The following is a 20,281-nucleotide window of genomic DNA, read 5'->3' on the forward strand; positions in this document are numbered from 1 at the left end:
GGTTAAGCCTCGGCCGCCGTCATCCACACAGGGGCGCCGCCCTCGGCGTGTTCGGGGAGGTTAAATTCGCTACGGATGGTGGCCAGCGTGATTTCCAGCTGCCGGATCAAATCGGCCTTGTAGGCCCGGTGATCAACGCCGTTTGCGGCGCCGTGTTCGGCCATTAGGGAAAAGCCTTCGCGCAGCTCTCCCAAGATCTTCGCCTCAACCTCAAACTGAACGCCGACAAGTTCAGCACGCAGGTCCTTGATAACCTCGTCCGGCGTGGCGGATTGGATGCGTTTGCGGTGTTTCGAAAGTTCCTGTTTTGTGCTGTCCAGCTCTTTGGTCTTCTTCGCCATAACCTCGCTTTGCGCTTCATAGTCGGCGTTGGTTTCGTCCAGCCGCTGGGTCAGTTCTTCTTTTTCCTTGGCGTGTTTGGCGATGATCTCCTCGGCCAAATCGACAAACGCCTCTTTGTCGCCAGTCTTGGCGATTTCGATCAGGGCTGTTTTTTGATCTTCCGGCAGGCGCCGGTATTGGCGCAGTTCGCGGTAGCCGATGCCCATGCGGCTCATGGATTCGAGCGCCTCTTCGCCGAGCGTGCGCAAGTTGGCGATATCCTCATCCACCTGCTGGCGAGAGCGGCCAAGTAGCGAACAAAATTCGTCCCAGGTGCCGGTAAACTGCTGACCGTCAGCACTTACTTTCCCGCTCAAGCCCCGGTAAAGCTTGGTTTCCTTGACGTAAGCAAGTTTTGAAGTGCTGACCGTCAGCGAAAATTTCGCAAAAGATTCGGCCATCTGAGCCTGGCCGAGCAGTTGATTGACCAGATCACGTTCATCGCTGTGCGAGGCCAGGATTGACGTCATCGCGTTCTGGTTCGCGGTCAAGGTTTCACCGTCCAGAACGGGCAACTCAGCGGCGTCTACGGGTTGGTTTTTGGTGCGAGCCATGGGGTTCTCCTTAGTTCATCGAGCCAGCGGCAATGCGCTGATTGATTTCCTGCATGCGGTTGGTCAGACGGGCCATATGCTCGGCGTGGGCCTGGGCGATTTGCAGCACGCCCACTGAATGAGCGAACCGACCGTTATCGAGCTTCACCGCAAGCCCTTCCTCAATGAGGGTCTGCATGGCGCGGGTGATATTGCTCGGGCTGTCCTGCGTGAGATGGGCCAGCTCGGTGTTGCTGAGGCCAGTCACGGTGTGGCCCTTCAAAGCCTTGAGCACACGCAACACACGTGCTGCGGCTGAGACGGTGCGGCTCATGGCTGCCCCTCCAGTTCAAGTTGTGGGTGTTGGGTTTGGCTGACGTTGCCCCGGTGCCAAGCGAGCGCTTCCATTGCGGCTTGTATTGCCGCCAAGGTTTCCTCGGTGTCGCTGTTCTTTGTGTAGAACGCCAACAACTTTCCGGCGGCGGTAGTGAGCAGCTCTTGAAGCGCCTGCATATCCTGGGCATCGCAGTTGCGGCCGGTTGGGATATCAATGGTCAGCCGGCCGGCGCTGGCGGCGATCCACCGGGTGACGTAATCACAGCCACAAGCCCGTTCGTAAGGGCGGATCAAATTGGCCGGCATGCGGCCAGTTTGTAGCCATTTGTAAACTGACCAGTGATCAGCCACGCCCATCTCATCCGCGATTCGCTCCACGCTTTTGTTGTGGGTTTCCCGCGCAAAGTCCTTGCACAGCTCTAGCGCGTGGCGCAATGAGGTTGGCTGGAGGGTCTTCCAGCGGCGGCGGCTCATTGGAAAGCCCCCGCTAGAGCGTTTTCCAAACAAACCGCGCCTTTGCACATAGGCAAAAGGATTACTCCAGGCGCAATCTTTTCGGGTACATTCCCCAACATGGACATGAGAAATGACCAACCGCATCGAGAAGCTTGAAGCTCAAGTGAACGCCCTGGCGCAGGGCTGGTTACGCCTTGCCGCAGCGTTGGAAGTTGCCGGGGTTGTAGCGCCAGAGTGCATTGAGCAGGCACTGCGGCCTGTGCGCTGGCCTGGGCAGTCGATAGACGCTGAAGCGGCAAGAACGCTGGTATGGCTATGTGACCAGTTGGCTGACGCGAGAAGCGCCCGTTTAACTTCATCAGCAAGGTAGCCATTACGCTGCCAACGCTGCGGAAGGTTTGAGACCGAGCTTCACCGCAATGTCATGGGCCTTGCCATAGTTGGCTTTGGCTTGGCCGTTGAGGACGCGATAGACCTCATTGCGGGTGTAACCGTTTTCGATAGCCCATTGGGTGATGGTTTTGCCTACCCGGCGAAAGTTTTCTTTCACCTGGTCGGCGGTTAGGGCTTTGGCATGGGTGGCCATGGTGGTGGCTCCTGTGATGCAAAGATAATGGCTGGATGTGCGAATGATTATGTGATCTATACATCACATCGTCAAGGATATTTTGTGACTGATACATCACCTTTTTTGCGACTCAAAGAAGAGCGGAAACGCCTCAAGCTCACCCAAGCGGCGGCGAGCGCCGTCGCGGGGGTCAGCCGGGAAACCTGGAGTCGATACGAAGGGGGCACGGTGTCGCCGGGAATGGAAGTGCTGGTAGCTTTTGCGTCAGCCGGCGCAGACGTTCAGTACGTTCTAACGGGGTTGCACGGTTCCGCGTCGCCGACGATGAGGGAGCGGTTGTTCCTCGATCAGTTCAGGCGCAGCACTGAGGCGCAGCAGGACGCAGCCTTACGTGTCCTCTTGAATGAAGAACGCGTTCAGGCTGAAAAATCGCAGTTGGCGGCAGATGAACAAATGCTGCTTGATGGATACCGCGCATTAGACGCGGCCAGCAAAAAAAGAATGCTTGCCAGCATGATCTTGGGCGAGCCAGGCGACGCCGTGGGGGCACAGGCGTCAACTAACACCACAGTGACTGGCTCAGGTAACCGCGTAGCGGGTAGGGATTTTCATACGAAGGAATGAGGTGGGGAGATGCACGTTGAAGGGCAAAACAACAGAGTTGCGATGAGGGATTATTACGAAAAGCCGAGCCTAAACCTAACGCCTGAACAGCTTAAAGAGCTATCGGTTAAACCATGTGGAAGCTGTGAGACACGACTGGTCGCAGGGAGCGCCAGTATTTGTAGACACTGCCGGGAAGCGTTGAGAGAACGCGCGTGGAAGGATCGTATGGGCCGATATTTCTTCGCGCTCTTGTGTACTTGGGGAATGCTGATTCAAATTCAGGAAAAAACGACCGTGATTGATGCCTTCCGTTTTTTCGAATTGGGTGCATGTGCCGGCGCGATAGTTTTTTTCGGCGCTATCCTCTGGGCGGGATTCAAGGACTGGTGGCTGTTTCACGGTGACGAGCTTGGCGATGCGATTAAAAAGCGACTCGGGGGGCAATAGGCATCTTATGAAGCACTATTTGAAGTGCATTGGAATCGGATTATTGACCCAGTCAATGTCCGCATTCGTATTCGCCGCAGCCCCCGGCCAGAAGGGCTCGGAAGCATTTGAAAGCGCCTCCCGTTATTTGAGCGAATTGGATAAGGCAATGGCAAATGCCGTCGCCGTACTACAAGGCGGAGACCTTGCCGTAGTAAACGCACAAAGCAAAAGGTTCACGGCGTTAGCCACCGAGGGCAAAAATCAGTTTGGGGGCTCAGTTTTCGAACCCCTGGGTAGCTGTGGGGCCGCGGGCGTATTCGCGCAAAGCTGGTGGACATCCCAGCTCGCCGCTGCCACCAAAGGCGGCAAAGAGTCGAGCCCCGGCGCCATCAAAGGAGCCCTCGAAAGCTATCAATCGAGTCGAGCGCAGTGCCTAACAGATGCTCAACCTGCAAGTGCACAGGACGCAAAAGGCGGTGACGGCAATTGTCTAACCACCTACGCCCTTGACCCGAAGACGCAAGAGCTGGTCGAGGTTCCCTTGCCGAAGGACTGTAAGACAAAAATTTGAGCCACGGACAGGGCCGGGTTATCAATGCCACCGATAACGGGGACCGGATTCTGGCCGGACTGTTTCAAAATAAAAGGGGCCGAAAAGTGCTCCTGACAACTGCCAAAAACACAACACATAGCAAGGAGTCAAAAATGAGAAGGGATAGAGATGATCACAGCAGAGACCGTGGCCGCCGAGACGACAGCGACGGTCTCAACAACAATCGGGACAAAGGGGAAGGCAGTCGCGATGGCTTCGAAAACTACAGAGACCGGGGGTTTCCTGAAGTGGTAGATACTCTCTCACCCCCACCACGGCCCGACAGAGGAAATGGTGATGGGAGAGACAACGGCTGATCTTTCGGATCGCTGGTGGGCCACCCTGTTTAGTGTGCGCCGCTCAATCCGGTATCACCAACGCCGTCGAGCCTTCTATGACAGGCTGGATCAATTTTCCAACATGCTGTCTTTGATTTTCGGATCCGCTGCGATTTACGGCGTACTTGAGGATAACGCGAAGAATGTGGCCTTGGTGGCATCTGCCACGGTGACCGTTGTCTCATCCATTAACCTAGTTGTTGGAAGTGCTCAACGCGGACGCGCTCACGCGGACTTCATGCGCCGGTACGTTGATTTAGAAAAACGCATGCTTGGGAATGAGTCGGAAGAGCGATTACTTGAGGTCGCAGAGGCCCGACTGAGCATTGAGGCCGAAGAGCCCCCCGTGATGCATGTTTTAAACATCATCTGTCACAACGAAACAATGCGTGCAATGGGATTCAAAAAGGAAGAATTACCAAAGATCGGCTGGTTCCAATCGTTTGTTTCCCAAGTCTTTGATTTTCGCGAAAGCAGTATCCACAACCCCGAGCGTAAAGAGTGACCGGATGGAATCTCTTTAAACCCGATTAAAAGCCCCCCTGACACACGCCGCCCATCATGGCGGCGTGTGTATTTCTGGCGCCCGAAACTGGCGGCGCCGTTACAGGAGGCGCCCCATGCGACCCGAAACCCCTCGCGGCATCCGCAACTTCAACCCCGGCAATATCCGCCACGCTAAAGGCGTCCGTTGGCAGGGCATGACCGTCGCCCAGTCCGACGCCAACTTCGTCCAGTTCAACGGCCCGCGTTGGGGAATCCGCGCCATCGCCCGCGTGCTGATCACCTACCAGGACAAACGCCGGGCCGCTGACGGCAGCCGTATCGACAGCGTTCGCGAGATCATTGAGCGCTGGGCCCCGGCAACCGAAAACAACACCGACGCATACGCCGCCGCCGTAGCCAGCGTCCTGGCGGTCGATCCTGGCTTCGAAGGTTTGGACGTCTACCAGTACGACACCATGCGCGCCCTGGTGCTTGCCATCATCCGCCATGAAAACGGCCCCGGCCCTTTGCCAGGCGGCCAATGGTACGGCGACGCAATCGTTGCCGACGGATTGGCACTGGCGGGGGTTGAACGTGGCATCGTGCACGGCAAGGGCGAGGTGCCGGCATGAAGCTGATCTGCGATTGGCGTTGCTGCTACAAGCTTTACAGCGTCCAACTCGGCGTGCTGATTGCGCTCCTTGGCTTCGCCCAACTTGAAATCCTGCCCTTGTGGCAGGCGCAGCTTTCGGACAGGGCTTACGCCGCCTGCAACAGCGCGTTGGGGCTGATCCTGTTCGTTGCCCGGCTGATCAGGCAAGGCCCCCCTCAAGAGGTTCAGCCATGAAACTGAACCTGTTTGGCCGAACCTTTGCCGCCTTCCTCGCAGGCCTGTTGGGAGCCTACCGCTGGACCGTTCCCATCGCGGCAGCCGGCAGCTGGATTAACCCCACAGTCATCCCGCCGTACCGTCACGGCAAGACCGGCATCGCGGCGGCAAAACGCCGGGCGCGCAAATCCCGCAACCGTATGAGGCAACACCATGGCCGCGCTTGACCGATTGCCATGGCCGCTACCGTCGGGGCTGACCGTTGCCCTGTTGGCCTGCGTGGTCAGCGCGGCGGCCGCCGGCTCCATCGCCTATGGGTTTGGCTATCGGTACGCCGCCGCACTGGGCGATACCGCGCTGGCCAATCTTCAGAGCACACATTCGGCCCAAGCCCTGGCCGCAGAACAAGCCAACCGGGTGCTGCTTCTGCAACAGGTCTCCCGCGCCCAACAAAGCGAGTCGTTGTTGTTCGATTTCATGACTCAGCACGCCAACGAGAAACAACAACTGCAGGAGCGTATCCCCCATGTCACGACCCAATACCGGCCGGCGCCCGGCGCGGCGGCTCAGCCTATTCCTCGTTGCGTGTTCACTGCTGGTTGGCTGCGCGACTTCAACGCCGCCCTCGGCGTGCCCGCCCCAAGACCGGGCGCCGTTGCCGCCGCTGTTGAAGAAGCGGCCCGGCCCGCCGCCGGCACTGACGCCGAACTATTGGAAAGCGGCGTCACTCCGGCCGACATCTTGGCCCACGCCCAGGACTACGGCCTGTGGGCCCGAACCAATTTCGCGCAACTCAACGCCTTGCTCGACCTCCAGGAAAAGGACTGACGCCCTATGGATGTAGCTGAGCACGCTACAGATGACGACATCAGCGCTTCGGAGTTGCGCGTCCGCAACAGCGCCCTGCGACGAGGCTCCGGCCGGTCGGTTTATCGCTGCGAAGAGTGCGGCGATGCGATCCCTGAAGACCGCCGCCAGGCCGAGCCCGGCACCGAACATTGTCTTGATTGCATAGACGCCTTGGAACACTTGGCAACGCGGGGTTTTGAATGAACTTGAACGAGCTGAACTTCGGCTTCCAAACCGTTCAGTGGCTGATGCTCACAGTGCTCAGCATTTACACCTGGATGACCAAGCGACAAGCCGCCAGCGCTCAGGAACTCCTGGAACTGCGCACCCGTATCGTCGCCCTGGAAGAACACGTGCGCCACCTGCCTGACCAGACCGCCGTCACGGATCTGCTCGGCGACATGAAGGCGGTACGCGCTGAACTCTCTGGGGTTAAGGAGGCCCTCGGCCCTTTAGCCCGTTCGCTGGACCGGATCAATGATTACCTGCTGCGAGAAAAAACATGACCGAATACGCCGACTTTTTGCGCCAGGATTACCGCCTGGTGATCCTGCGCCTGCTCGTCGAGATGACCGGCTACCGCGCCAATAGCTCCGTACTGACCATGGCGCTGGACAACTACGGGCACACCCTCAGCCGTGACCAGGTGAAAACCGAGCTGCACTGGCTGGCAGAGCAAGGCGCGTTGACCCTGGCCGATGTTGGCCCGGTGCTGGTGGCAACGCTCACCGAGCGCGGCCAGGACATTGCGGCCGGGCGCGCCCGCGTCCCCGGCATCAAACGGCCGGGGGCATAACCATGGCGGGCAAGTCATCCATCAACCGTCTGCCGCCGATGGTCAAGGCGTACATCCAGAAGCTGTTGCGTGAAGACCGCATGACCCTGGATGACATGTTGGCCGATATCCAGACGCGCTTCCCCAACGAGAAAGCCCCGAGCCGCAGCGCGTTGGGCCGCTTCAAGTTGGGCTTCGATGAACTCACCGACAAGGCCCGCCAACAACGCGAAATGGCCGAGGCCTTTGTAGGGGCCTTCGGCGAAGACTCTTCGGACAAGACCGGCGCGCTGCTGGTGGAAGCGATCTCGACGCTTACCTATCAGGCCGCCATGGGCGCCCATGAGAAAGACGAGGTCACCATTGCCGAAGTGTCCGCGTTGGCGCGCGCCGCCAAGGCCACCATGGAGGCACGGACGATGAGCGTGAAAGAGCGCCAAACCATCGAGAAAGCGGCCCGCGAACGACTGCTACGCGAGCAGGCCGCCGAGTTGGATAACGCCGTGAAGGCCAAAGGCATGACCGAAGACCAGGCCCTGTTCTGGCGCCAGAAATTCCTGGGCGTGAAGCAATGAAACCCTCATCCAGTACGCTGCGCGTCGTAGAGTGGGAGGAGCTGCCGCCGAGCGTCCGGGAGATTCCGGCGGGTTACAACCCGCTGGACGAAGGGATCTTGATGGCCCATCAATCGGAATGGTTGGGCATCGACGCGCAGATCAAGCTGTGTGAGAAAGGCCGGCGCACCGGCATCACCTTCGCCGAGGCATTGGACTCGGTCATCACCGCCGCCTCGCAAAAAGTCGCGGGCGGCATGGACTGCTTCTACATCGGCGACACCAAGGAAAAAGGCCTGGAGTTCATCGGCTACTGCGCCAAATTCAGCCGCGTGATGGCCGAGGCTCAGGCATCCGGCGTCAGTGAAATCGAAGAGTTTTTGTTCGATGACCAGGACGAGGCCGGCAACACCCGGCAAATCAACGCCTACCGCATCCGCTACGCCTCGAGGTTCAAAATCGTCGCGCTGTCCAGCAACCCGGCCGGCGTGCGCGGTTTGCAGGGCAAAGTGATCATCGACGAGGCGGCGTTTCACCGTGACGTTTCGGCCGTGCTCGATGCCGCTACGGCGCTGCTGATTTGGGGCGGACGCATCGTCATCATCAGCACCCACAACGGCAAATCCAACCCGTTCAACCAGATGGTCAGCGACATCCGCGACAAGCGTTACGGCGACAGCGCCCAGGTCTACCGGGCCACCTTCGACGACGCCGTCGCCAACGGCCTGTTTGAGCGGGTCTGCTTCATGGCCGACAAGCAAGCCACGGCCGAAGACAAAGAGGCCTGGTACAAGAAGATCCGCAACGCCTACGGCCCGCGCAAGGCGCAAATGCGCGAAGAGCTGGACGCTATCCCCCGCGACGGCAACGGCGTCTGCATCCCCGGCGTGTGGATCGATGAAGCCATGCGCCCCGGCCGTACAGTGCTGCGCCTGGCGCTGGATGATGACTTCACCCTGGAGCCGGTCTACCGCCGCGAAGCCTATGTCGATGACTGGATCGGGCGCTACCTAACGCCCCTGATGCAACAGGCATTGGCGCCCGACCTGCGGCATTTCTTGGGCATGGACTACGCCCGGCACCGGGACTTTTCCATCATCTGCCCGATGTCGGTCGATCAGGTTCGCCACCGTGACATTCCATTTGTCATCGAGATGCACAAGGTCCCGACCCGGCAACAAAAGCAGGTGCTGTTTTACATCCTGCGCGGCCTGCCGCGTTTTGTCGGCGCCGCATTGGACGCCACCGGCAGCGGCGAAACGCTCGCCGAAGAAACGGCGGACGAGTTCGGCCGCAACCGCATTCAACAGGTAAAGATCAGCCGCGCCTGGTACGGCGCCTGGATGCCGAAGTTTGTGCAATTGTTCGAAGATTCGACCATCACTCTTCCGCTCGATGATTCGCTGCACCAGGACGTGCGGGCTATCGAAATGGTGGACGGCATTCCGATGATTGTTAAAGCCCGTTCCCAAGACCTCAAAGACCCGGACCTCTACCGCCACGGCGACTTCGCCGGGGCCGGCGCGTTGGCGAACTTTGCGACGTTGGAGGTTTCCGCCGGCCCGGTCTCCGTCAAATCACGCCGCCCGCGCCAGGGCAAACGCATCACCCAGGGGTACGCATGAACAAGAGAGGCCTGTGGGTCAGCCCCACCGAATTCGTCAGCTTTGCCGAGGCCAAGCGCAGCACAACACTCAACCAACACATTGCCACCCGCAGCCGCTCAGACGCGGGCGGCTTCAGCGGGGCCAACCTGCCGAATCCCGACCCCATCCTCAAGGCGCAGGGCAAAGACATCACGGTTTACCGCGACCTGCGCAGCTCGGCGTTGGTCGGCGGCAACGTTCGCCGCCGTAAGGCCTCGGTGCTTTCCCTGGAGCGCGGCATCAAACGCGGCGACGCGCCGCCCAAAGTCGAGCGTTTCATTCGCGATTGGCTCACCGACCTGGACCTGGACCGCATTATCCGCGAATTGCTCGATGCGCCATTGTTCGGTTACCAGCCCGTCGAGCTGATGTGGCAGCCGCTGGGCATGCACCTGGTGCCGCAAGACCTGCTCGGCAAGCCCGCCGAATGGTTCTTCTACGACAAGGACAACGCGCTGCGCTTTCGCTCGAAAGAAGCTGGCCAGGACGGCGAACTGTACGACCCGCAACGCTTTATCGTTGCCCGGCAAGACGCGACCTACGCCAACCCCTACGGCTTCCCGGACCTCAGCATGTGCTTTTGGCCGGCGACCTTCATGAAAGGCGGCCTGAAGTTTTGGGTGCAGTTCACCGAGAAGTACGGCAGCCCGTGGGTCATCGGCAAACACCCACGCGGCGCCAACGACGGCGAAACCGATTTGCTGCTCGATAGCCTGGAGGCCATGGTGCAGGACGCCGTTGCGGCCATCCCGGACGATTCCAGCGTGCAGATTATCGAGGCGGCGGGCAAAGCCGGCAGCGCCGAGGTCTACCGTGAACTGCTGGAGTACTGCCGCAGCGAAATCAACGTGGCCATGCTCGGGCAAAACCAGACCACCGAGAAGGACAGCAACCGCGCCAGCGCCACAGCCGGCGCCGAGGTCACCAAAGATATCCGCGACGGCGACGCCGGCATCGTTGCCGCCGCGTTGAACGCCTGCATTCGCCTGGTCGTGGACCTCAACTTCGGCGCCGACGTCGCCGCGCCGCTGTATGAGTTGTGGGAACAGGAGGAAATCGACAAGACCCTGGCCCAGCGCGACAAGGCATTGACCGAGTCCGGCGTGAAGTTCACCGACGCGTACTGGAAGCGCACCTACAACCTGCAGGACGGTGATCTCGCAACGGCGCCGACCGCCGCTGACTCGCCGGACTTCGCCGAGGCAACCGTGCGGCCGCTGCTGGACCAGATCGCCCTCGATCAGGCCATCAATGGCCTGCCCGCCGAAGTGCTGCAACAACAGGCCGAACAGGCCGCGGCCCCGTTCATTGAAGCGCTGCAGCGCGCCCGCGATGGCTCAGAGGCCCTCGGCCTGTTAGCCGAGGCGTTCCCGCAAATGGATGACCAAGCGCTCCAGGAGCAGCTCGCCAATCTGTTGTTCATCGCCGATACCTGGGGCCGCCTGAGCGCCCGCGCCGACCGGGAGGACTGACATGGCCGCCGCAGAGAAGCGCCTCAACCCGGCCGACCTCAAAACCGTCTTCGGACTTGAGCCGGCGAAGGCCATTGCCTACCTCAAGTTCAAGGGCTACGCGGTCACCTGGAATTGGCAAGACATGCTCGACCAGGCGCATGACCAGGCCTTCACCGTGGCGAAGGCCATGCGCCTCGATCTGTTGTCTGATATTCGGGCCGCACTGGAAGCTGCGCTGCAGAACGGCCAAACCCTCAAACAGTTCACCGCAAACATGCAGCCGACCCTGGAAGCCCAAGGCTGGTGGGGGCAACAGGTCATTGTGGACAGCGACGGCGTCGGGGAACTGGTGCAACTCGGCAGCCCGCGCCGGCTCAAGACGATTTATCAGACCAACCTGCAAAGCGCCTACATGGCCGGCCGCAAGGCCGACATGGAGCAGACTGCCGACACGCACCCGTATTGGATGTACGTCTCCATTCTGGACGGCAAGACCCGGCCAAGCCACCGGGCGCTCCACGGCCAGGTGTTCCGCCACGATGACCCCATCTGGTCGGCGATCTTCCCGCCCAACGGCTTCAACTGCCGTTGCCGCGTGGTCGCTTTGACCGAGGTGGCCGTCAAGCGCCGGGGCCTCACCGTCGTATCGAGCGCGGGGCGGATGTTCACCGAAACTGTCGAGACCGGAATAGACAAACGTACCGGCGAAATCAGAACGGCCACGGTCACCGGCCTGCGCACTACCGCCGCCGAGGGCCGGGCGACCACCTTCCGCACCGATCCGGGCTTCAACCACGCGCCGGGCGCCGGTTTGGCCGAGGCGTTGAAACGCAAAGAAGCGGCCGCATAGGAGCACAACATGTTCACCGTTGAGTTGGATCACCAGCGCCTGCAGGACGCGTTGCGCAAAGTCGAATGGGCCGTCGGCGAACTGGCGCCGTTGATGCGCGGCATTGCCGCCGAGCTGCTCAGCCAAACAGAGGAAAACTTTGAGAACGAGGGGCGGCCAGACTGGGCCGACCTGTCGGACACAACTACCGAGCGCCGGGCGAAAAGCGGCAACTGGCCCGGCCAGATGTTGCAAATCAGCGCCGCCGGGTTGGCGGCCTCGGTCACCAGCCTCGCAACCGACAGCTCAGCGCTGGTCGGCAGCAACAAACCCTACGCGGCGATGATGCACTTCGGTGGGGAGAAATCCGACTTCCCTCACCTGTGGGGTGATATTCCGGGGCGGCCATTCTTGCCTATGGACGTAGAAGGTGTGATCCAGCCCGAAGTAGAGGAAGCGATCCTTGAGCTGGCTCTCATGCATCTAGAACGAGCGGCCCGTACCTAGCCCTTGAGGCCGTCGTAGAGACGAAGCAGCGTGATTCCCTTGAAGAGGCTCGAAAAAACGTTGTAAAGGCTTTATAAAGCGATCTCCTGCATGTTTTACAAGGAGATTCACATGCCAGTTGAAGGTTTCCACTCAGAATGGTTTACGGTTGGTAAGCACCGCGTACTCCTTGAAGCTCGAGCAAGCTTCCCTGATGAGGATCACAAATTCATTGCGGCGGTGATTGCCAAAGCTCTGGATCACAATACTGAACGTGCGCGACTCGTTAGGATTTTTTTTGACGACAAGGCGTGCGTGTACAGCATCCATATCGCCACGACAGATCAGACTGATAAACAGCTGGAAGATAGGTTAACCGAAATCGTGCAATCCATTTACGCGTCGGGTAGTTACTACTGTGAGATTGAGGTGGTGGAGGAAGGAAATGAGTCCTCTGATCACTATCACCACATGGAACATCTGAGTGTTAGTGCCGGCGTAGCAACAGACCGTTGGGCACCCAAGACTTAGTGGCTTTCCTCTGTTGCGGTTCGCTAGAGCCGCAACTTAATCAAGTAGAACCTCAGAGAACAAAAATGGACGATTTTGATGGAAGCCACCTCAAAAAATATCTGAACTCGGCCGATGAGACCTCTACGGAAATTTTGGCAGCAAAGCCTGGAATTTTATTGCTTGCCGGTGAATGCGTAGAATTGATCCAAGGACTGATTCAATCCTGTGAGATAAACCTCGCAGCAAGATCACTAGCGGCAAACTCTCTATTTGTCTATCTGGCAGGTATCCGCATCGCCTTGTCGGGACACCCCGCAGCGGTATCAATTCCTCTGCGAACGTCGTTGGAATCGGCCTGCTATGCCTTGTTGGTTGTGCGTAACGAAAGCTTAGTGAACACATGGCTGTGTAGGCATAGAAGTGAAAAGGATCTTAAGGCTCAAAAAAAGGCCTTTGCAGCAGCGGTACCCACGGCAGCTGCATTTATAGAGAAAATTGATTCTGATGCGGCGATGCTAATCAAGGCGTTGTATGAGGCCGCTATAGATTTTGGAGGTCATCCCAACCCCAGAGCTATGCAGGGGCACGTGATGGTCAACGAAAGCAATGACGAATTAATCGACTTTGGATGTTTATACGGTTGGGGGACTTATACGGGCGGAAGTCTTACTCAATGTGTCGAATTTGGAATCGCCATTGCCGTCCTCTTAGCCGCAACCGTCGAGGATCATCCGTTATTTCGACCTTCTAGTACCGTGCTGGGAGAGCTAATGAGGCGCAAAAATGAATTTGCTGAGCAGATAAACGGCTCCCCTATTCAATACGGTGAAGATATGTACAACAAACTAGACCCAGTCTGGAAGCCACTCTTTAAACCCGATTAAAAGCCCTAGGCCACGCATTCGTCCAGTCTGTGCGCATCACCTCCACGCAGCGCACAGCCATGAAACCACTGCACATCTTCAAACCCGGCACGCACACCGCCATGAGCGGCGCCAGCTTCGAATTCAGCGAATCCGACCTGGCCGCAACCGTAGCCGCGTATGACCCGGCGCTGCACGAAGCCCCGATGGTCATCGGCCACCCCAAGCACGACGCGCCGGCCGCCGGTTGGATCAAGTCACTGACTGCCACCGCCCAAGGCCTGATCGCCGAGCCGCAGCAGGTCGACGCCGCCTTCGCCGAGCAGGTGGCCAAGGGCAGCTACAAAAAAATCTCCGCCTCCTTCTACCACCCCGACGCCGCCAACAACCCGGCGCCCGGCGTGTATTACCTGCGCCACGTCGGCTTTCTCGGCGCCCAACCGCCGGCCGTGAAGGGCCTGCGCCCCATTGAACTGGCCGACGGCGAGGAAGGCGTTATCGAGTTCGGCGATTACGGCCACGAACTCAACTCCGACATGTGGCGCCGTTTCCGCGAATGGCTGATCGGCAAATTCGACAAAGAAACAGCCGACCAGGTGTCCCCATCGTGGGCCATCGACAGCCTCGCCGAAATCGCCCGGCAACCCGAGCAAACCCAACAAACCGCTTTCGCTGAACCCACCCGCGCCGCCGAGGAACCCGTCGTGAACGAGCAAGAAAAAGCCGCCCTGGAGGCGGAGAACAAACGCCTGAAAGCTGACATCGCCAAGCGTGACAAGGCCGCCCGCGAATCGGCCCAGGAAAAGATCCACGCCGCGAATGTCGAGTACGCCGAACAACTGGTCGCGGTGGGCATGAAGCCGGTTCACGCCCCGGTTGTGATTGCCGCCCTGGACTACGCCGACTCCAGCGAAACCCCGTTGGAGTTCGGCGAAGAGGACGCCCGCGAGCCGTTGAGCGACGGCCTGAAGGCGATCTTTAGCGACCTGGCCGGCGGCGTGAGCTTCGCCGAGGTGGCTACCAAGTCCCGGGCCGGCAAGGCCGTCAACGAATCCACCAACCCCCTGCTGGCTGACGCTGAAGCCCGCGCCCAACGATAGGAGGCCCCATGGCCACGTTTAACCAGCCCAAAGACTTGGGCGATTTGCTGCTGGTCGAGGTCAGCCCCGGCTGGACCAAGGAAAAAGCAACGCTGCTGGCCGGAACTGACTACCCGCTCGGGCAAGTGCTGGCCAAGGTGTCCGGCAAGTATCAGGTGCTCGATCCAGCCGGCGCTGACGGGGCCGAAAAGGCGGCGGCCGTGCTGGGCGAACCCGTTGACGCAACAGCGGGCGATAAGCCCGGCGTAGTCATCGCACGCGGCGCCGTTGTAGCGCTTGCCGAACTCGCATGGCCGGCCGGGATCACCGAGCCCCAAAAAACCACCGCCCTGGACGAACTCAATGCCCTTGGCATCGTCGCCCGTGCGGCCCTCTGAGTCAGGAGTACCCCATGAATCTGCAAGATATGTTCAGCGTCGCCAACCTCACCGCCGCCGTTAACAAACTCCCGGCGATCCCCGGCAAAGTCGGCGCCATGGGCTTGTTCGAAGAAAAAGGCGTGACCAGCACCAGCGTTGTCATCGACGAACGCGAGGGCCGCCTGGTGCTGGTGCCCAACACTTCGCGCAATGACGACCCCGCACCCGTCAAAGGCGGCAAGCGCAAGCGCCGCAGCTTCGAAACCCTGCACCTCCCGGTAAGCCGGCCGATCCTGCCGAGCCAGTTGCAGGGCATTGCCGCGTTCGGCCAGGAAAGCACCACCGCGCCGGTAGCCGCCGTGATCAACGACAACCTGCAGGAGCTGAAAAACAGCGTCGAAGCCACCCGCGAATTTCAACGGGTCGGCGCATTGCGGGGCAAGCTGCTGGACGCGGACGGCTCGGTGCTGTTCGACCTGTTTGACGAGTTTAACGTTGAGCAAAAGAAAATCACGGTGGCGCTCGGCAACGCCGGGACCAACGTGCGCAAGGCCTGCCTGGATGCAAAGCGCTACGCCGAGTCCAAACTGGGCGGCGTGATGGTCACCGGGTTCCGCTCTTTTTGCGGGCCGGACTGGTTCGACGCCTTCACCGATCACGCGAAGGTCAAGGACGCTTTTGCGCACTACCAGGAAGCCCAAGACCGTATCGGCGGCGATATGCGTTCCGGCTTCACCTTCGGCGGCATCGAATTCATCGAGTACGACGTTACCGTCAGCGGCCAACGTTTCATTCCGGCCGACATCGCTCAAGTGTTCCCGATGGCCCGTGGCGTGTTCCGTATGTTCAACGCCCCGGCCAACTACAACGAAACGGTCAACACGTTAGGGCAGCCGTTCTACAGCAAGGCCGAGGAACGCAAGATGGGCAAAGGCTGGGACCTGGAAGCCCAGGCAAACCCGTTGGCCATGTGCCTGTTCCCAGAAGCCCTGGTCGAGATGAAGGCAGGCTGACCCATGCGCTACTGCACCCGCGCCGACATCGGTAACGCCATCCCGGAGATGACACTAATTCAGCTCTCCAACGATGATCCGGCCGCCATGTCACCCAACGAGAACGTGATCGAGGACGGCGTGCGGCAGGCGGAAGAGCTGGTGGATGGCTACCTTCGGGGCCGCTACAACCTACCGCTCGATCCGGTGCCGACCGTTTTGCGAGATGCGGTGGTCTACCTGGCACGGCATTGGTTGTACCAGCGTCGCCCCGAGGGCGCGTTGCCCGACGCGGTGAAGGACAGCCGCAAGGACACTGTCAAGCTGTTGGAGAGCATTCGCGACGGCGTTGTCACCTTGGGCATGCCCTCGGGCCACGCCGCGCCGGAACCGGGCGAGATTCGCGTTCGTGCACGCCGCCAGCAGTTCGGCCGCGATCTTTGGGAGCGGTATTGATGATTCCACCCAAAACCCAAACCGAGCAGCTGCTCGATGCAATCCGTAACCGCCTGCAGGAGCACTTCGGCAACGGGCTGACGGTCGAGCTGTTCCCCGAGAACCCGGCGGGATATCGCCTGAATCACCCACGTGGGGCGATCTTGCTGGCTTACGGGAAATCGACCTTCGGCGGCTCCGAGGCCGGCGACTCGATGTTCCAGGCACGCAACATTGTCCTCCGATTGACCCTGGTGTTTCGCCAGCTCAACGGCAAGGACGGCGTGATCAGCTACCTCGACCAGATCCGCGCCTGCCTGACGGGATGGTTCGCGCCGCACTGTGATCAGGCCTGTCGGCCCGTAGCCGAGCAGTTTATTGGCCAGGTAGCCGGCCTTTGGCAATACGGCCAGGACTACGCCATTCGCGCCACTCAATTGCAGACCATGGCGCCCGCCGGCGGGCCTCCGCTTTCTCAAACTCGTTTCGAGGACAACTCATGAACCTTACCCGCTACATCTACTCCGGCCCGCAAAGCGCCGCCTCCCTGCGGGTAGGCGACAAGCGCGAGCTGTTCGAAGCGCTGTTGCTCCCAGGGAAATCGGTGGAGCTGCCCGCTGACCACGAATACACCCAGGTATTGATCTCGCTCAAGCACCTGGCGCCGGCGCCGCCAGTTTCTGCGCCCGTAAGTCCGGCCGTGACCGAACCCTCCGAAACCAAAAAAGGAGCGAAACCCAATGGCAGCTAATTATTTGCACGGGATTGAAACAATCGAAGTCGAACGCGGCCCTCGGGCTATTCAAGTGGTCAAGTCGGCAGTTATCGCCCTGGTCGGCACGGCGCCTATTGGCCCGGTCAACGAACTGACTTTGTCGCAGAACGATGCCGACGCCGCCCAGTTCGGTTCCCATCTCACCGGCTTCAGCATTCCGGAAGCCTTGGAGGGCATCTACGACTTCGGCGCCGGCACGGTGCTGGTGGTCAACGTGCTCGATCCGGCTATTCACCGCACCAACGTGGCCGGCCAGGTGAAACAGTTCGGGGACAACGACCTGCTGCAGTTGGAACACGGCGCCCTGCAATCGCTGCAATTGAAGGCGGTTGAGGGAGTTGATGCGTATGTCCCGGACGTGGACTACACGGTGACCCTGCTCACCGGACGGGTGAAGCGCTTGGCTACAGGAAGTATCCCCGCCAACGCCCAAGTGTCAGCAGACTATACCTACGCGGACCCAAGCAAGGTCACGCCCGCAGAGATCATTGGTGGCGTCACCATCGCCGGCCGACGTACTGGCCTGAAGGCGTTCCAGGACAGCTACAACCTGCTGGGCTTCTTCCCGAAGATCTTCACCGCGCCGGGGTTCAGTACGTTGAATTCGGTGAGCGTCGAGTTGATCGCCTCGGCCGAACAAGTCAGCGGCGTGGCTTACATCGACGCCCCAATCGGCACCACCGTTCAACAAGTCATCGCCGGGCGCGGCCCGGCCGGCGCTATCAACTTCAACACCAGCAGTGATCGTGTCCGCCTGTGCTACCCACACGTTAAGGTCTATGACGCCACGACCAACGGCGAGCGCCTGCAACCGCTTTCGATCCGGGCCGCCGGCCTGAGGGCCAAAGTCGATAACGACAGCGGGTATTGGTGGAGCAGTTCCAACCAGGAGCTGATGGGCGTGATTGGCCTGGAGCGCCCATTGACGGCGCGGGTCGACGACCCGAACAGCGAGGTCAACCTGCTCAACGAAAACGGCATCACCACGGTGTTCAATTCGTTCGGCACCGGCCTGCGGCTTTGGGGCAACCGCACGGCGGCGTGGCCGACCGTGACCCATATGCGCAACTTCGAGAATGTTCGGCGTACGAAGGACGTCGCAGACGAGTCGATCCGCTATAGCGCGCTGCAGTTCGTGGACATGCCCGTCAGCGAGTCGTTGCTTACCAGTATCACCGAAAGCGTCAATTTGTATTTCCGCAAATTGATCGGCGACGGCGCGCTGCTCGGGGGCGAATGCTGGTACGACCCGGCCCGTAACCCGCAAACCGAGTTGGAGCTGGGGCACGTTCTGTTCAACTACAAACTGGGCGTTCCGGTGCCGTTTGAGCGCGGCACCTTCGAAACTGAAATCACCGGGGAATACCTGGTCAACTTGGGGGCCGCATAAATGCCAGGCTTTAGCGCACACCGCATTTCCAACGCCAATATCTACCTCGACGGCACCAGCTTCTTCGGCAAGTCCGAGGAGATCGACCTGGGCTCGATCAAGACAGTCATGAGCGACTTCCAGGGGCTCGGCATGGTCGGCTTGATCGAGTTGCCGGACGGCATCGACAAGCTGGAGGGGAAAATTACCTGGAACAGCCTGTATTTCGAAGCGGCCAAGAAGCTGGTCACGCCGTTCAAAAGCGTGCAGTTGCAGTGCCGCTCCAACGTGCAGGTATTCAACAGCGCGGGGTTGGTTGACGAGATCCCGTTGGTCACGACCATGACCATTACGGGCAAAGAGTACCAACTAGGCAGCCACAAGCCCCGAGACCCGACCAAATACGAGACGCCATTCTCCGCCACTTATGTTCGTCAGATCCTCAACGGTGAGGAGGTGGTGTTGCTGGATTACCTGGCCAATATCTTCCGCGTGGGCGGCGAGGATCAGTTGTCCAAATACAGGCGGAATATCGGGCAGGCATAAAAGCGAAAGGGCAGCGAACCTTGCGGTTGACTGCCTTTTTTGTTACTCCGAAATTGCGTTAGGTACCGAGTTGTAGAGCTTCAGAGTCTGCAGCGTAGCGACGTAATAGCCACCTTTTTCCCTAACGTAATTTTCCGCTTCTAGCCATTTGAGCAAGCTCTTAAGCACTTCTTCCTCAGGGGTATTGTCATAGAATCCCATAAGCAGAGGGCCGCCTCTCTCTGCCTTATACTCGCCCTTCGGAAGCCCGAATGTCTCAGCGGTAATCTGTACCGGCACGGGGCAGGCGTTCACCAACAGCGCCAGGATCTTTCCAGTCAATAGATTGAATTGTTCTTTGTTGTCGACACTCATATTCGCCTTCTCCTTGGGATAAAAAAACGTCATCGAGCGCCTGATGTTAGGGCAATTTTCCGAGGCGCGCAGTCTCTTTAAAGTCGATTAAAAGCAAGCGCCACGGCCAGGTGCGAAGCTCAGGGCTCTCGAAGAGCAACCGATCATATCGATCAACCTGGAGCTATTGAAATGGCCGACGCCCTCAGTTTTACCCTCAATTTTCCCTTCAAAAGTGCCAGCGGCGAGTTGATCTCGAAGCTGCCTATCAAACGCCTGAAACGAAAAGACATCAGCGCCGCGCAGGGCGCCGTCAAAGGCGACGAAGGCGCCATGGAAGACATGCTCGTGGCAAAAATGTTGGGCATCACGCTGGAGGACCTCGGGGAGTTCGATATCGCGGATTCGAAACTAGCCACCGAGGTGTTGCGGGAAATGGCTAACGGGGGAGACATTGCTGCGCTCTTGGGACGAGGCGCTGCTGCTGGTATTGAGGCTGCAACCGTCTGAAATCGCCCGGCTGGATATGGACGATTATTGGCGCTGGGCCGAGGTCTGTGAGCGCGAAATCAACCGGCGGATCGAGCTCGCCGAGCAAATGAAGAACTGACCGTCACAGCCAGCCCAACCGCGACTCCCGTTAGTAACGCGCCGCCCGCTACAACAGGGGCGGCGATCAGCGCCAACAACGGCAAGCCCAGACAGAACGCCAACACGGCGGCCCACGCCGAAAAGTGCGTCAGGCACAACCAGGCGAGCCAGATCACACCGACGCCAATGGCCAGTGCATAGATGGTTTTTGCAGTGCGTGTTGCGGCTTTCTCAAACATGCGGACAGCGTAGCAAATT

Annotated in this window: 34 protein-coding genes; 28 read left to right on the forward strand and 6 right to left on the reverse strand. The window is 59.6% G+C overall.

All coding sequences use genetic code 11. The annotated features are described in order from the left end of the window. Positions 1-2: 2 nt before the first annotated feature. The 3 genes from LOY67_RS17425 to LOY67_RS17435 are packed head-to-tail and all read right to left on the reverse strand — an operon-like array spanning position 3 to position 1,724. Complete coding sequence (locus LOY67_RS17425) at positions 3-935, reverse strand: hypothetical protein (RefSeq protein ID WP_265063671.1); 933 nt, start codon at positions 933-935, stop codon at positions 3-5. A gap of 10 nt (positions 936-945) precedes the next feature. Next, the gene (locus LOY67_RS17430; protein ID WP_265063672.1) at positions 946-1,248 is read right to left on the reverse strand and encodes a helix-turn-helix domain-containing protein; all 303 of its coding nucleotides are present in this window, start codon (positions 1,246-1,248) and stop codon (positions 946-948) included. Beyond that, entirely contained in the window at positions 1,245-1,724 is a 480-nt protein-coding gene (locus LOY67_RS17435; RefSeq protein WP_265063673.1) for a hypothetical protein, read from the reverse strand. The genes LOY67_RS17430 and LOY67_RS17435 overlap by 4 nt, the downstream gene beginning before the upstream one ends. Positions 1,725-1,836: 112 nt before the next feature. On the opposite strand from LOY67_RS17435, the gene LOY67_RS17440 reads away from it, so the two are divergent. Beyond that, complete coding sequence (locus LOY67_RS17440; protein ID WP_265063674.1) at positions 1,837-2,076, forward strand: hypothetical protein; 240 nt, start codon at positions 1,837-1,839, stop codon at positions 2,074-2,076. A 3-nt stretch (positions 2,077-2,079) separates the two neighbouring features. On the opposite strand, the gene LOY67_RS17445 is transcribed toward LOY67_RS17440, so the two are convergent. Next, complete coding sequence (locus LOY67_RS17445; protein WP_214912914.1) at positions 2,080-2,292, reverse strand: DNA-binding protein; 213 nt, start codon at positions 2,290-2,292, stop codon at positions 2,080-2,082. A gap of 84 nt (positions 2,293-2,376) precedes the next feature. Between LOY67_RS17445 and LOY67_RS17450 the strand changes: the two genes are divergently transcribed. The 26 genes from LOY67_RS17450 (at position 2,377) to LOY67_RS17575 (ending at position 19,099) form a co-directional block, all read left to right on the forward strand. Continuing rightward, positions 2,377-2,898 (forward strand): helix-turn-helix domain-containing protein, encoded by a 522-nt coding sequence (locus LOY67_RS17450; protein ID WP_265063675.1) that lies wholly within the window; start codon positions 2,377-2,379, stop codon positions 2,896-2,898. A gap of 207 nt (positions 2,899-3,105) precedes the next feature. After that, a complete protein-coding gene (locus tag LOY67_RS17455; RefSeq protein WP_265063676.1) occupies positions 3,106-3,327 on the forward strand; it encodes a hypothetical protein in 222 nt (73 codons plus the stop codon). A gap of 55 nt (positions 3,328-3,382) precedes the next feature. Beyond that, positions 3,383-3,880: a hypothetical protein gene (locus tag LOY67_RS17460; protein WP_265063677.1), complete on the forward strand. Its 498-nt coding sequence runs from the start codon at positions 3,383-3,385 to the stop codon at positions 3,878-3,880. 318 nt (positions 3,881-4,198) lie between these two features. Then, entirely contained in the window at positions 4,199-4,744 is a 546-nt protein-coding gene (locus LOY67_RS17465) for a hypothetical protein (RefSeq protein WP_265063678.1), read from the forward strand. Positions 4,745-4,859: 115 nt separating this feature from the next. Then, the gene (locus LOY67_RS17470) at positions 4,860-5,357 is read left to right on the forward strand and encodes a structural protein (protein ID WP_265063679.1); all 498 of its coding nucleotides are present in this window, start codon (positions 4,860-4,862) and stop codon (positions 5,355-5,357) included. After that, positions 5,354-5,572: a hypothetical protein gene (locus LOY67_RS17475; RefSeq protein ID WP_265063680.1), complete on the forward strand. Its 219-nt coding sequence runs from the start codon at positions 5,354-5,356 to the stop codon at positions 5,570-5,572. Before LOY67_RS17470 ends, LOY67_RS17475 begins: the two co-directional genes overlap by 4 nt. Next, complete coding sequence (locus LOY67_RS17480; RefSeq protein ID WP_265063681.1) at positions 5,569-5,781, forward strand: hypothetical protein; 213 nt, start codon at positions 5,569-5,571, stop codon at positions 5,779-5,781. The genes LOY67_RS17475 and LOY67_RS17480 overlap by 4 nt, the downstream gene beginning before the upstream one ends. Next, entirely contained in the window at positions 5,768-6,382 is a 615-nt protein-coding gene (locus LOY67_RS17485) for a lysis protein (protein WP_265063682.1), read from the forward strand. The genes LOY67_RS17480 and LOY67_RS17485 overlap by 14 nt, the downstream gene beginning before the upstream one ends. A 6-nt stretch (positions 6,383-6,388) precedes the next feature. Continuing rightward, entirely contained in the window at positions 6,389-6,607 is a 219-nt protein-coding gene (locus tag LOY67_RS17490) for a TraR/DksA C4-type zinc finger protein (protein ID WP_265063683.1), read from the forward strand. Next, entirely contained in the window at positions 6,604-6,909 is a 306-nt protein-coding gene (locus tag LOY67_RS17495; RefSeq protein ID WP_025132158.1) for a DUF2730 family protein, read from the forward strand. The genes LOY67_RS17490 and LOY67_RS17495 overlap by 4 nt, the downstream gene beginning before the upstream one ends. Beyond that, on the forward strand, positions 6,906-7,199 hold the full coding sequence (locus LOY67_RS17500) for an ArsR family transcriptional regulator (protein ID WP_265063684.1): 294 nt from the start codon (positions 6,906-6,908) through the stop codon (positions 7,197-7,199). The genes LOY67_RS17495 and LOY67_RS17500 overlap by 4 nt, the downstream gene beginning before the upstream one ends. A 2-nt stretch (positions 7,200-7,201) precedes the next feature. Beyond that, positions 7,202-7,753, forward strand: a complete 552-nt coding sequence (locus LOY67_RS17505; protein WP_265063685.1) for a DUF3486 family protein — start codon at positions 7,202-7,204, stop codon at positions 7,751-7,753. Next, the gene (locus LOY67_RS17510) at positions 7,750-9,357 is read left to right on the forward strand and encodes a hypothetical protein (protein WP_265063686.1); all 1,608 of its coding nucleotides are present in this window, start codon (positions 7,750-7,752) and stop codon (positions 9,355-9,357) included. Before LOY67_RS17505 ends, LOY67_RS17510 begins: the two co-directional genes overlap by 4 nt. Then, positions 9,354-10,850, forward strand: a complete 1,497-nt coding sequence (locus LOY67_RS17515; RefSeq protein ID WP_265063687.1) for a DUF935 domain-containing protein — start codon at positions 9,354-9,356, stop codon at positions 10,848-10,850. The genes LOY67_RS17510 and LOY67_RS17515 overlap by 4 nt, the downstream gene beginning before the upstream one ends. 1 nt (position 10,851) lies before the next feature. Next, a complete protein-coding gene (locus LOY67_RS17520) occupies positions 10,852-11,682 on the forward strand; it encodes a phage minor head protein (RefSeq protein WP_265063688.1) in 831 nt (276 codons plus the stop codon). Between the two features lie 9 nt (positions 11,683-11,691). Next, on the forward strand, positions 11,692-12,168 hold the full coding sequence (locus LOY67_RS17525; RefSeq protein ID WP_265063689.1) for a phage virion morphogenesis protein: 477 nt from the start codon (positions 11,692-11,694) through the stop codon (positions 12,166-12,168). Positions 12,169-12,279: 111 nt separating this feature from the next. Next, positions 12,280-12,678, forward strand: a complete 399-nt coding sequence (locus tag LOY67_RS17530; protein WP_265063690.1) for a hypothetical protein — start codon at positions 12,280-12,282, stop codon at positions 12,676-12,678. A gap of 65 nt (positions 12,679-12,743) precedes the next feature. Next, a complete protein-coding gene (locus LOY67_RS17535) occupies positions 12,744-13,544 on the forward strand; it encodes a hypothetical protein (RefSeq protein ID WP_265063691.1) in 801 nt (266 codons plus the stop codon). Between the two features lie 59 nt (positions 13,545-13,603). Beyond that, a complete protein-coding gene (locus LOY67_RS17540; protein ID WP_265063692.1) occupies positions 13,604-14,623 on the forward strand; it encodes a phage protease in 1,020 nt (339 codons plus the stop codon). A gap of 8 nt (positions 14,624-14,631) precedes the next feature. Next, on the forward strand, positions 14,632-15,000 hold the full coding sequence (locus tag LOY67_RS17545; protein WP_265063693.1) for a head decoration protein: 369 nt from the start codon (positions 14,632-14,634) through the stop codon (positions 14,998-15,000). A gap of 14 nt (positions 15,001-15,014) precedes the next feature. Continuing rightward, positions 15,015-15,995, forward strand: a complete 981-nt coding sequence (locus tag LOY67_RS17550) for a major capsid protein (protein WP_265063694.1) — start codon at positions 15,015-15,017, stop codon at positions 15,993-15,995. Positions 15,996-15,998: 3 nt separating this feature from the next. After that, positions 15,999-16,430 (forward strand): gp436 family protein, encoded by a 432-nt coding sequence (locus LOY67_RS17555; protein ID WP_265063695.1) that lies wholly within the window; start codon positions 15,999-16,001, stop codon positions 16,428-16,430. After that, positions 16,430-16,912 carry a Gp37 family protein gene (locus LOY67_RS17560; RefSeq protein ID WP_265063696.1) on the forward strand — a complete coding sequence of 161 codons (483 nt, stop codon included), beginning with the start codon at positions 16,430-16,432 and terminating at the stop codon, positions 16,910-16,912. The genes LOY67_RS17555 and LOY67_RS17560 overlap by 1 nt, the downstream gene beginning before the upstream one ends. Then, positions 16,909-17,160 (forward strand): hypothetical protein, encoded by a 252-nt coding sequence (locus LOY67_RS17565; protein ID WP_265063697.1) that lies wholly within the window; start codon positions 16,909-16,911, stop codon positions 17,158-17,160. The genes LOY67_RS17560 and LOY67_RS17565 overlap by 4 nt, the downstream gene beginning before the upstream one ends. Beyond that, positions 17,150-18,574 (forward strand): phage tail sheath subtilisin-like domain-containing protein, encoded by a 1,425-nt coding sequence (locus LOY67_RS17570; protein ID WP_265063698.1) that lies wholly within the window; start codon positions 17,150-17,152, stop codon positions 18,572-18,574. The genes LOY67_RS17565 and LOY67_RS17570 overlap by 11 nt, the downstream gene beginning before the upstream one ends. Further along, entirely contained in the window at positions 18,575-19,099 is a 525-nt protein-coding gene (locus LOY67_RS17575; protein WP_265063699.1) for a phage major tail tube protein, read from the forward strand. 42 nt (positions 19,100-19,141) lie between these two features. On the opposite strand, the gene LOY67_RS17580 is transcribed toward LOY67_RS17575, so the two are convergent. Then, the gene (locus tag LOY67_RS17580) at positions 19,142-19,453 is read right to left on the reverse strand and encodes a hypothetical protein (protein ID WP_265063700.1); all 312 of its coding nucleotides are present in this window, start codon (positions 19,451-19,453) and stop codon (positions 19,142-19,144) included. A gap of 171 nt (positions 19,454-19,624) precedes the next feature. Between LOY67_RS17580 and LOY67_RS17585 the strand changes: the two genes are divergently transcribed. Further along, on the forward strand, positions 19,625-19,942 hold the full coding sequence (locus LOY67_RS17585) for a phage tail assembly protein (protein WP_265063701.1): 318 nt from the start codon (positions 19,625-19,627) through the stop codon (positions 19,940-19,942). A 59-nt stretch (positions 19,943-20,001) separates the two neighbouring features. On the opposite strand, the gene LOY67_RS17590 is transcribed toward LOY67_RS17585, so the two are convergent. Continuing rightward, positions 20,002-20,262 carry a hypothetical protein gene (locus LOY67_RS17590; protein WP_265063702.1) on the reverse strand — a complete coding sequence of 87 codons (261 nt, stop codon included), beginning with the start codon at positions 20,260-20,262 and terminating at the stop codon, positions 20,002-20,004. Between the last annotated feature and the right edge of the window lie 19 nt (positions 20,263-20,281).

Source organism: Pseudomonas sp. B21-056, assembly GCF_026016325.1.
In the GTDB taxonomy this organism is placed as follows: domain Bacteria; phylum Pseudomonadota; class Gammaproteobacteria; order Pseudomonadales; family Pseudomonadaceae; genus Aquipseudomonas.

Excerpts from the sequence above, each read along its gene's own strand:
- LOY67_RS17460 (WP_265063677.1), top strand. The coding sequence starts at position 3,383 with ATGTCCGCATTCGTATTCGCCGCAGCCCCCGGCCAGAAGGGCTCGGAA.
- LOY67_RS17525 (WP_265063689.1), top strand. The coding sequence starts at position 11,692 with ATGTTCACCGTTGAGTTGGATCACCAGCGCCTGCAGGACGCGTTGCGC.
- LOY67_RS17490 (WP_265063683.1), top strand. The coding sequence starts at position 6,389 with ATGGATGTAGCTGAGCACGCTACAGATGACGACATCAGCGCTTCGGAG.
- LOY67_RS17575 (WP_265063699.1), top strand. The coding sequence starts at position 18,575 with ATGCCAGGCTTTAGCGCACACCGCATTTCCAACGCCAATATCTACCTC.
- LOY67_RS17590 (WP_265063702.1), bottom strand. The coding sequence starts at position 20,262 with ATGTTTGAGAAAGCCGCAACACGCACTGCAAAAACCATCTATGCACTG.
- LOY67_RS17485 (WP_265063682.1), top strand. The coding sequence starts at position 5,768 with ATGGCCGCGCTTGACCGATTGCCATGGCCGCTACCGTCGGGGCTGACC.
- LOY67_RS17480 (WP_265063681.1), top strand. The coding sequence starts at position 5,569 with ATGAAACTGAACCTGTTTGGCCGAACCTTTGCCGCCTTCCTCGCAGGC.
- LOY67_RS17495 (WP_025132158.1), top strand. The coding sequence starts at position 6,604 with ATGAACTTGAACGAGCTGAACTTCGGCTTCCAAACCGTTCAGTGGCTG.
- LOY67_RS17570 (WP_265063698.1), top strand. The coding sequence starts at position 17,150 with ATGGCAGCTAATTATTTGCACGGGATTGAAACAATCGAAGTCGAACGC.
- LOY67_RS17560 (WP_265063696.1), top strand. The coding sequence starts at position 16,430 with ATGATTCCACCCAAAACCCAAACCGAGCAGCTGCTCGATGCAATCCGT.
- LOY67_RS17550 (WP_265063694.1), top strand. The coding sequence starts at position 15,015 with ATGAATCTGCAAGATATGTTCAGCGTCGCCAACCTCACCGCCGCCGTT.
- LOY67_RS17530 (WP_265063690.1), top strand. The coding sequence starts at position 12,280 with ATGCCAGTTGAAGGTTTCCACTCAGAATGGTTTACGGTTGGTAAGCAC.
- LOY67_RS17565 (WP_265063697.1), top strand. The coding sequence starts at position 16,909 with ATGAACCTTACCCGCTACATCTACTCCGGCCCGCAAAGCGCCGCCTCC.
- LOY67_RS17455 (WP_265063676.1), top strand. The coding sequence starts at position 3,106 with ATGGGCCGATATTTCTTCGCGCTCTTGTGTACTTGGGGAATGCTGATT.
- LOY67_RS17535 (WP_265063691.1), top strand. The coding sequence starts at position 12,744 with ATGGACGATTTTGATGGAAGCCACCTCAAAAAATATCTGAACTCGGCC.
- LOY67_RS17520 (WP_265063688.1), top strand. The coding sequence starts at position 10,852 with ATGGCCGCCGCAGAGAAGCGCCTCAACCCGGCCGACCTCAAAACCGTC.
- LOY67_RS17585 (WP_265063701.1), top strand. The coding sequence starts at position 19,625 with ATGGCCGACGCCCTCAGTTTTACCCTCAATTTTCCCTTCAAAAGTGCC.
- LOY67_RS17510 (WP_265063686.1), top strand. The coding sequence starts at position 7,750 with ATGAAACCCTCATCCAGTACGCTGCGCGTCGTAGAGTGGGAGGAGCTG.
- LOY67_RS17555 (WP_265063695.1), top strand. The coding sequence starts at position 15,999 with ATGCGCTACTGCACCCGCGCCGACATCGGTAACGCCATCCCGGAGATG.
- LOY67_RS17580 (WP_265063700.1), bottom strand. The coding sequence starts at position 19,453 with ATGAGTGTCGACAACAAAGAACAATTCAATCTATTGACTGGAAAGATC.
- LOY67_RS17445 (WP_214912914.1), bottom strand. The coding sequence starts at position 2,292 with ATGGCCACCCATGCCAAAGCCCTAACCGCCGACCAGGTGAAAGAAAAC.
- LOY67_RS17515 (WP_265063687.1), top strand. The coding sequence starts at position 9,354 with ATGAACAAGAGAGGCCTGTGGGTCAGCCCCACCGAATTCGTCAGCTTT.
- LOY67_RS17430 (WP_265063672.1), bottom strand. The coding sequence starts at position 1,248 with ATGAGCCGCACCGTCTCAGCCGCAGCACGTGTGTTGCGTGTGCTCAAG.
- LOY67_RS17475 (WP_265063680.1), top strand. The coding sequence starts at position 5,354 with ATGAAGCTGATCTGCGATTGGCGTTGCTGCTACAAGCTTTACAGCGTC.
- LOY67_RS17540 (WP_265063692.1), top strand. The coding sequence starts at position 13,604 with ATGAAACCACTGCACATCTTCAAACCCGGCACGCACACCGCCATGAGC.
- LOY67_RS17500 (WP_265063684.1), top strand. The coding sequence starts at position 6,906 with ATGACCGAATACGCCGACTTTTTGCGCCAGGATTACCGCCTGGTGATC.
- LOY67_RS17505 (WP_265063685.1), top strand. The coding sequence starts at position 7,202 with ATGGCGGGCAAGTCATCCATCAACCGTCTGCCGCCGATGGTCAAGGCG.
- LOY67_RS17470 (WP_265063679.1), top strand. The coding sequence starts at position 4,860 with ATGCGACCCGAAACCCCTCGCGGCATCCGCAACTTCAACCCCGGCAAT.
- LOY67_RS17545 (WP_265063693.1), top strand. The coding sequence starts at position 14,632 with ATGGCCACGTTTAACCAGCCCAAAGACTTGGGCGATTTGCTGCTGGTC.
- LOY67_RS17465 (WP_265063678.1), top strand. The coding sequence starts at position 4,199 with ATGGGAGAGACAACGGCTGATCTTTCGGATCGCTGGTGGGCCACCCTG.
- LOY67_RS17435 (WP_265063673.1), bottom strand. The coding sequence starts at position 1,724 with ATGAGCCGCCGCCGCTGGAAGACCCTCCAGCCAACCTCATTGCGCCAC.
- LOY67_RS17425 (WP_265063671.1), bottom strand. The coding sequence starts at position 935 with ATGGCTCGCACCAAAAACCAACCCGTAGACGCCGCTGAGTTGCCCGTT.
- LOY67_RS17440 (WP_265063674.1), top strand. The coding sequence starts at position 1,837 with ATGACCAACCGCATCGAGAAGCTTGAAGCTCAAGTGAACGCCCTGGCG.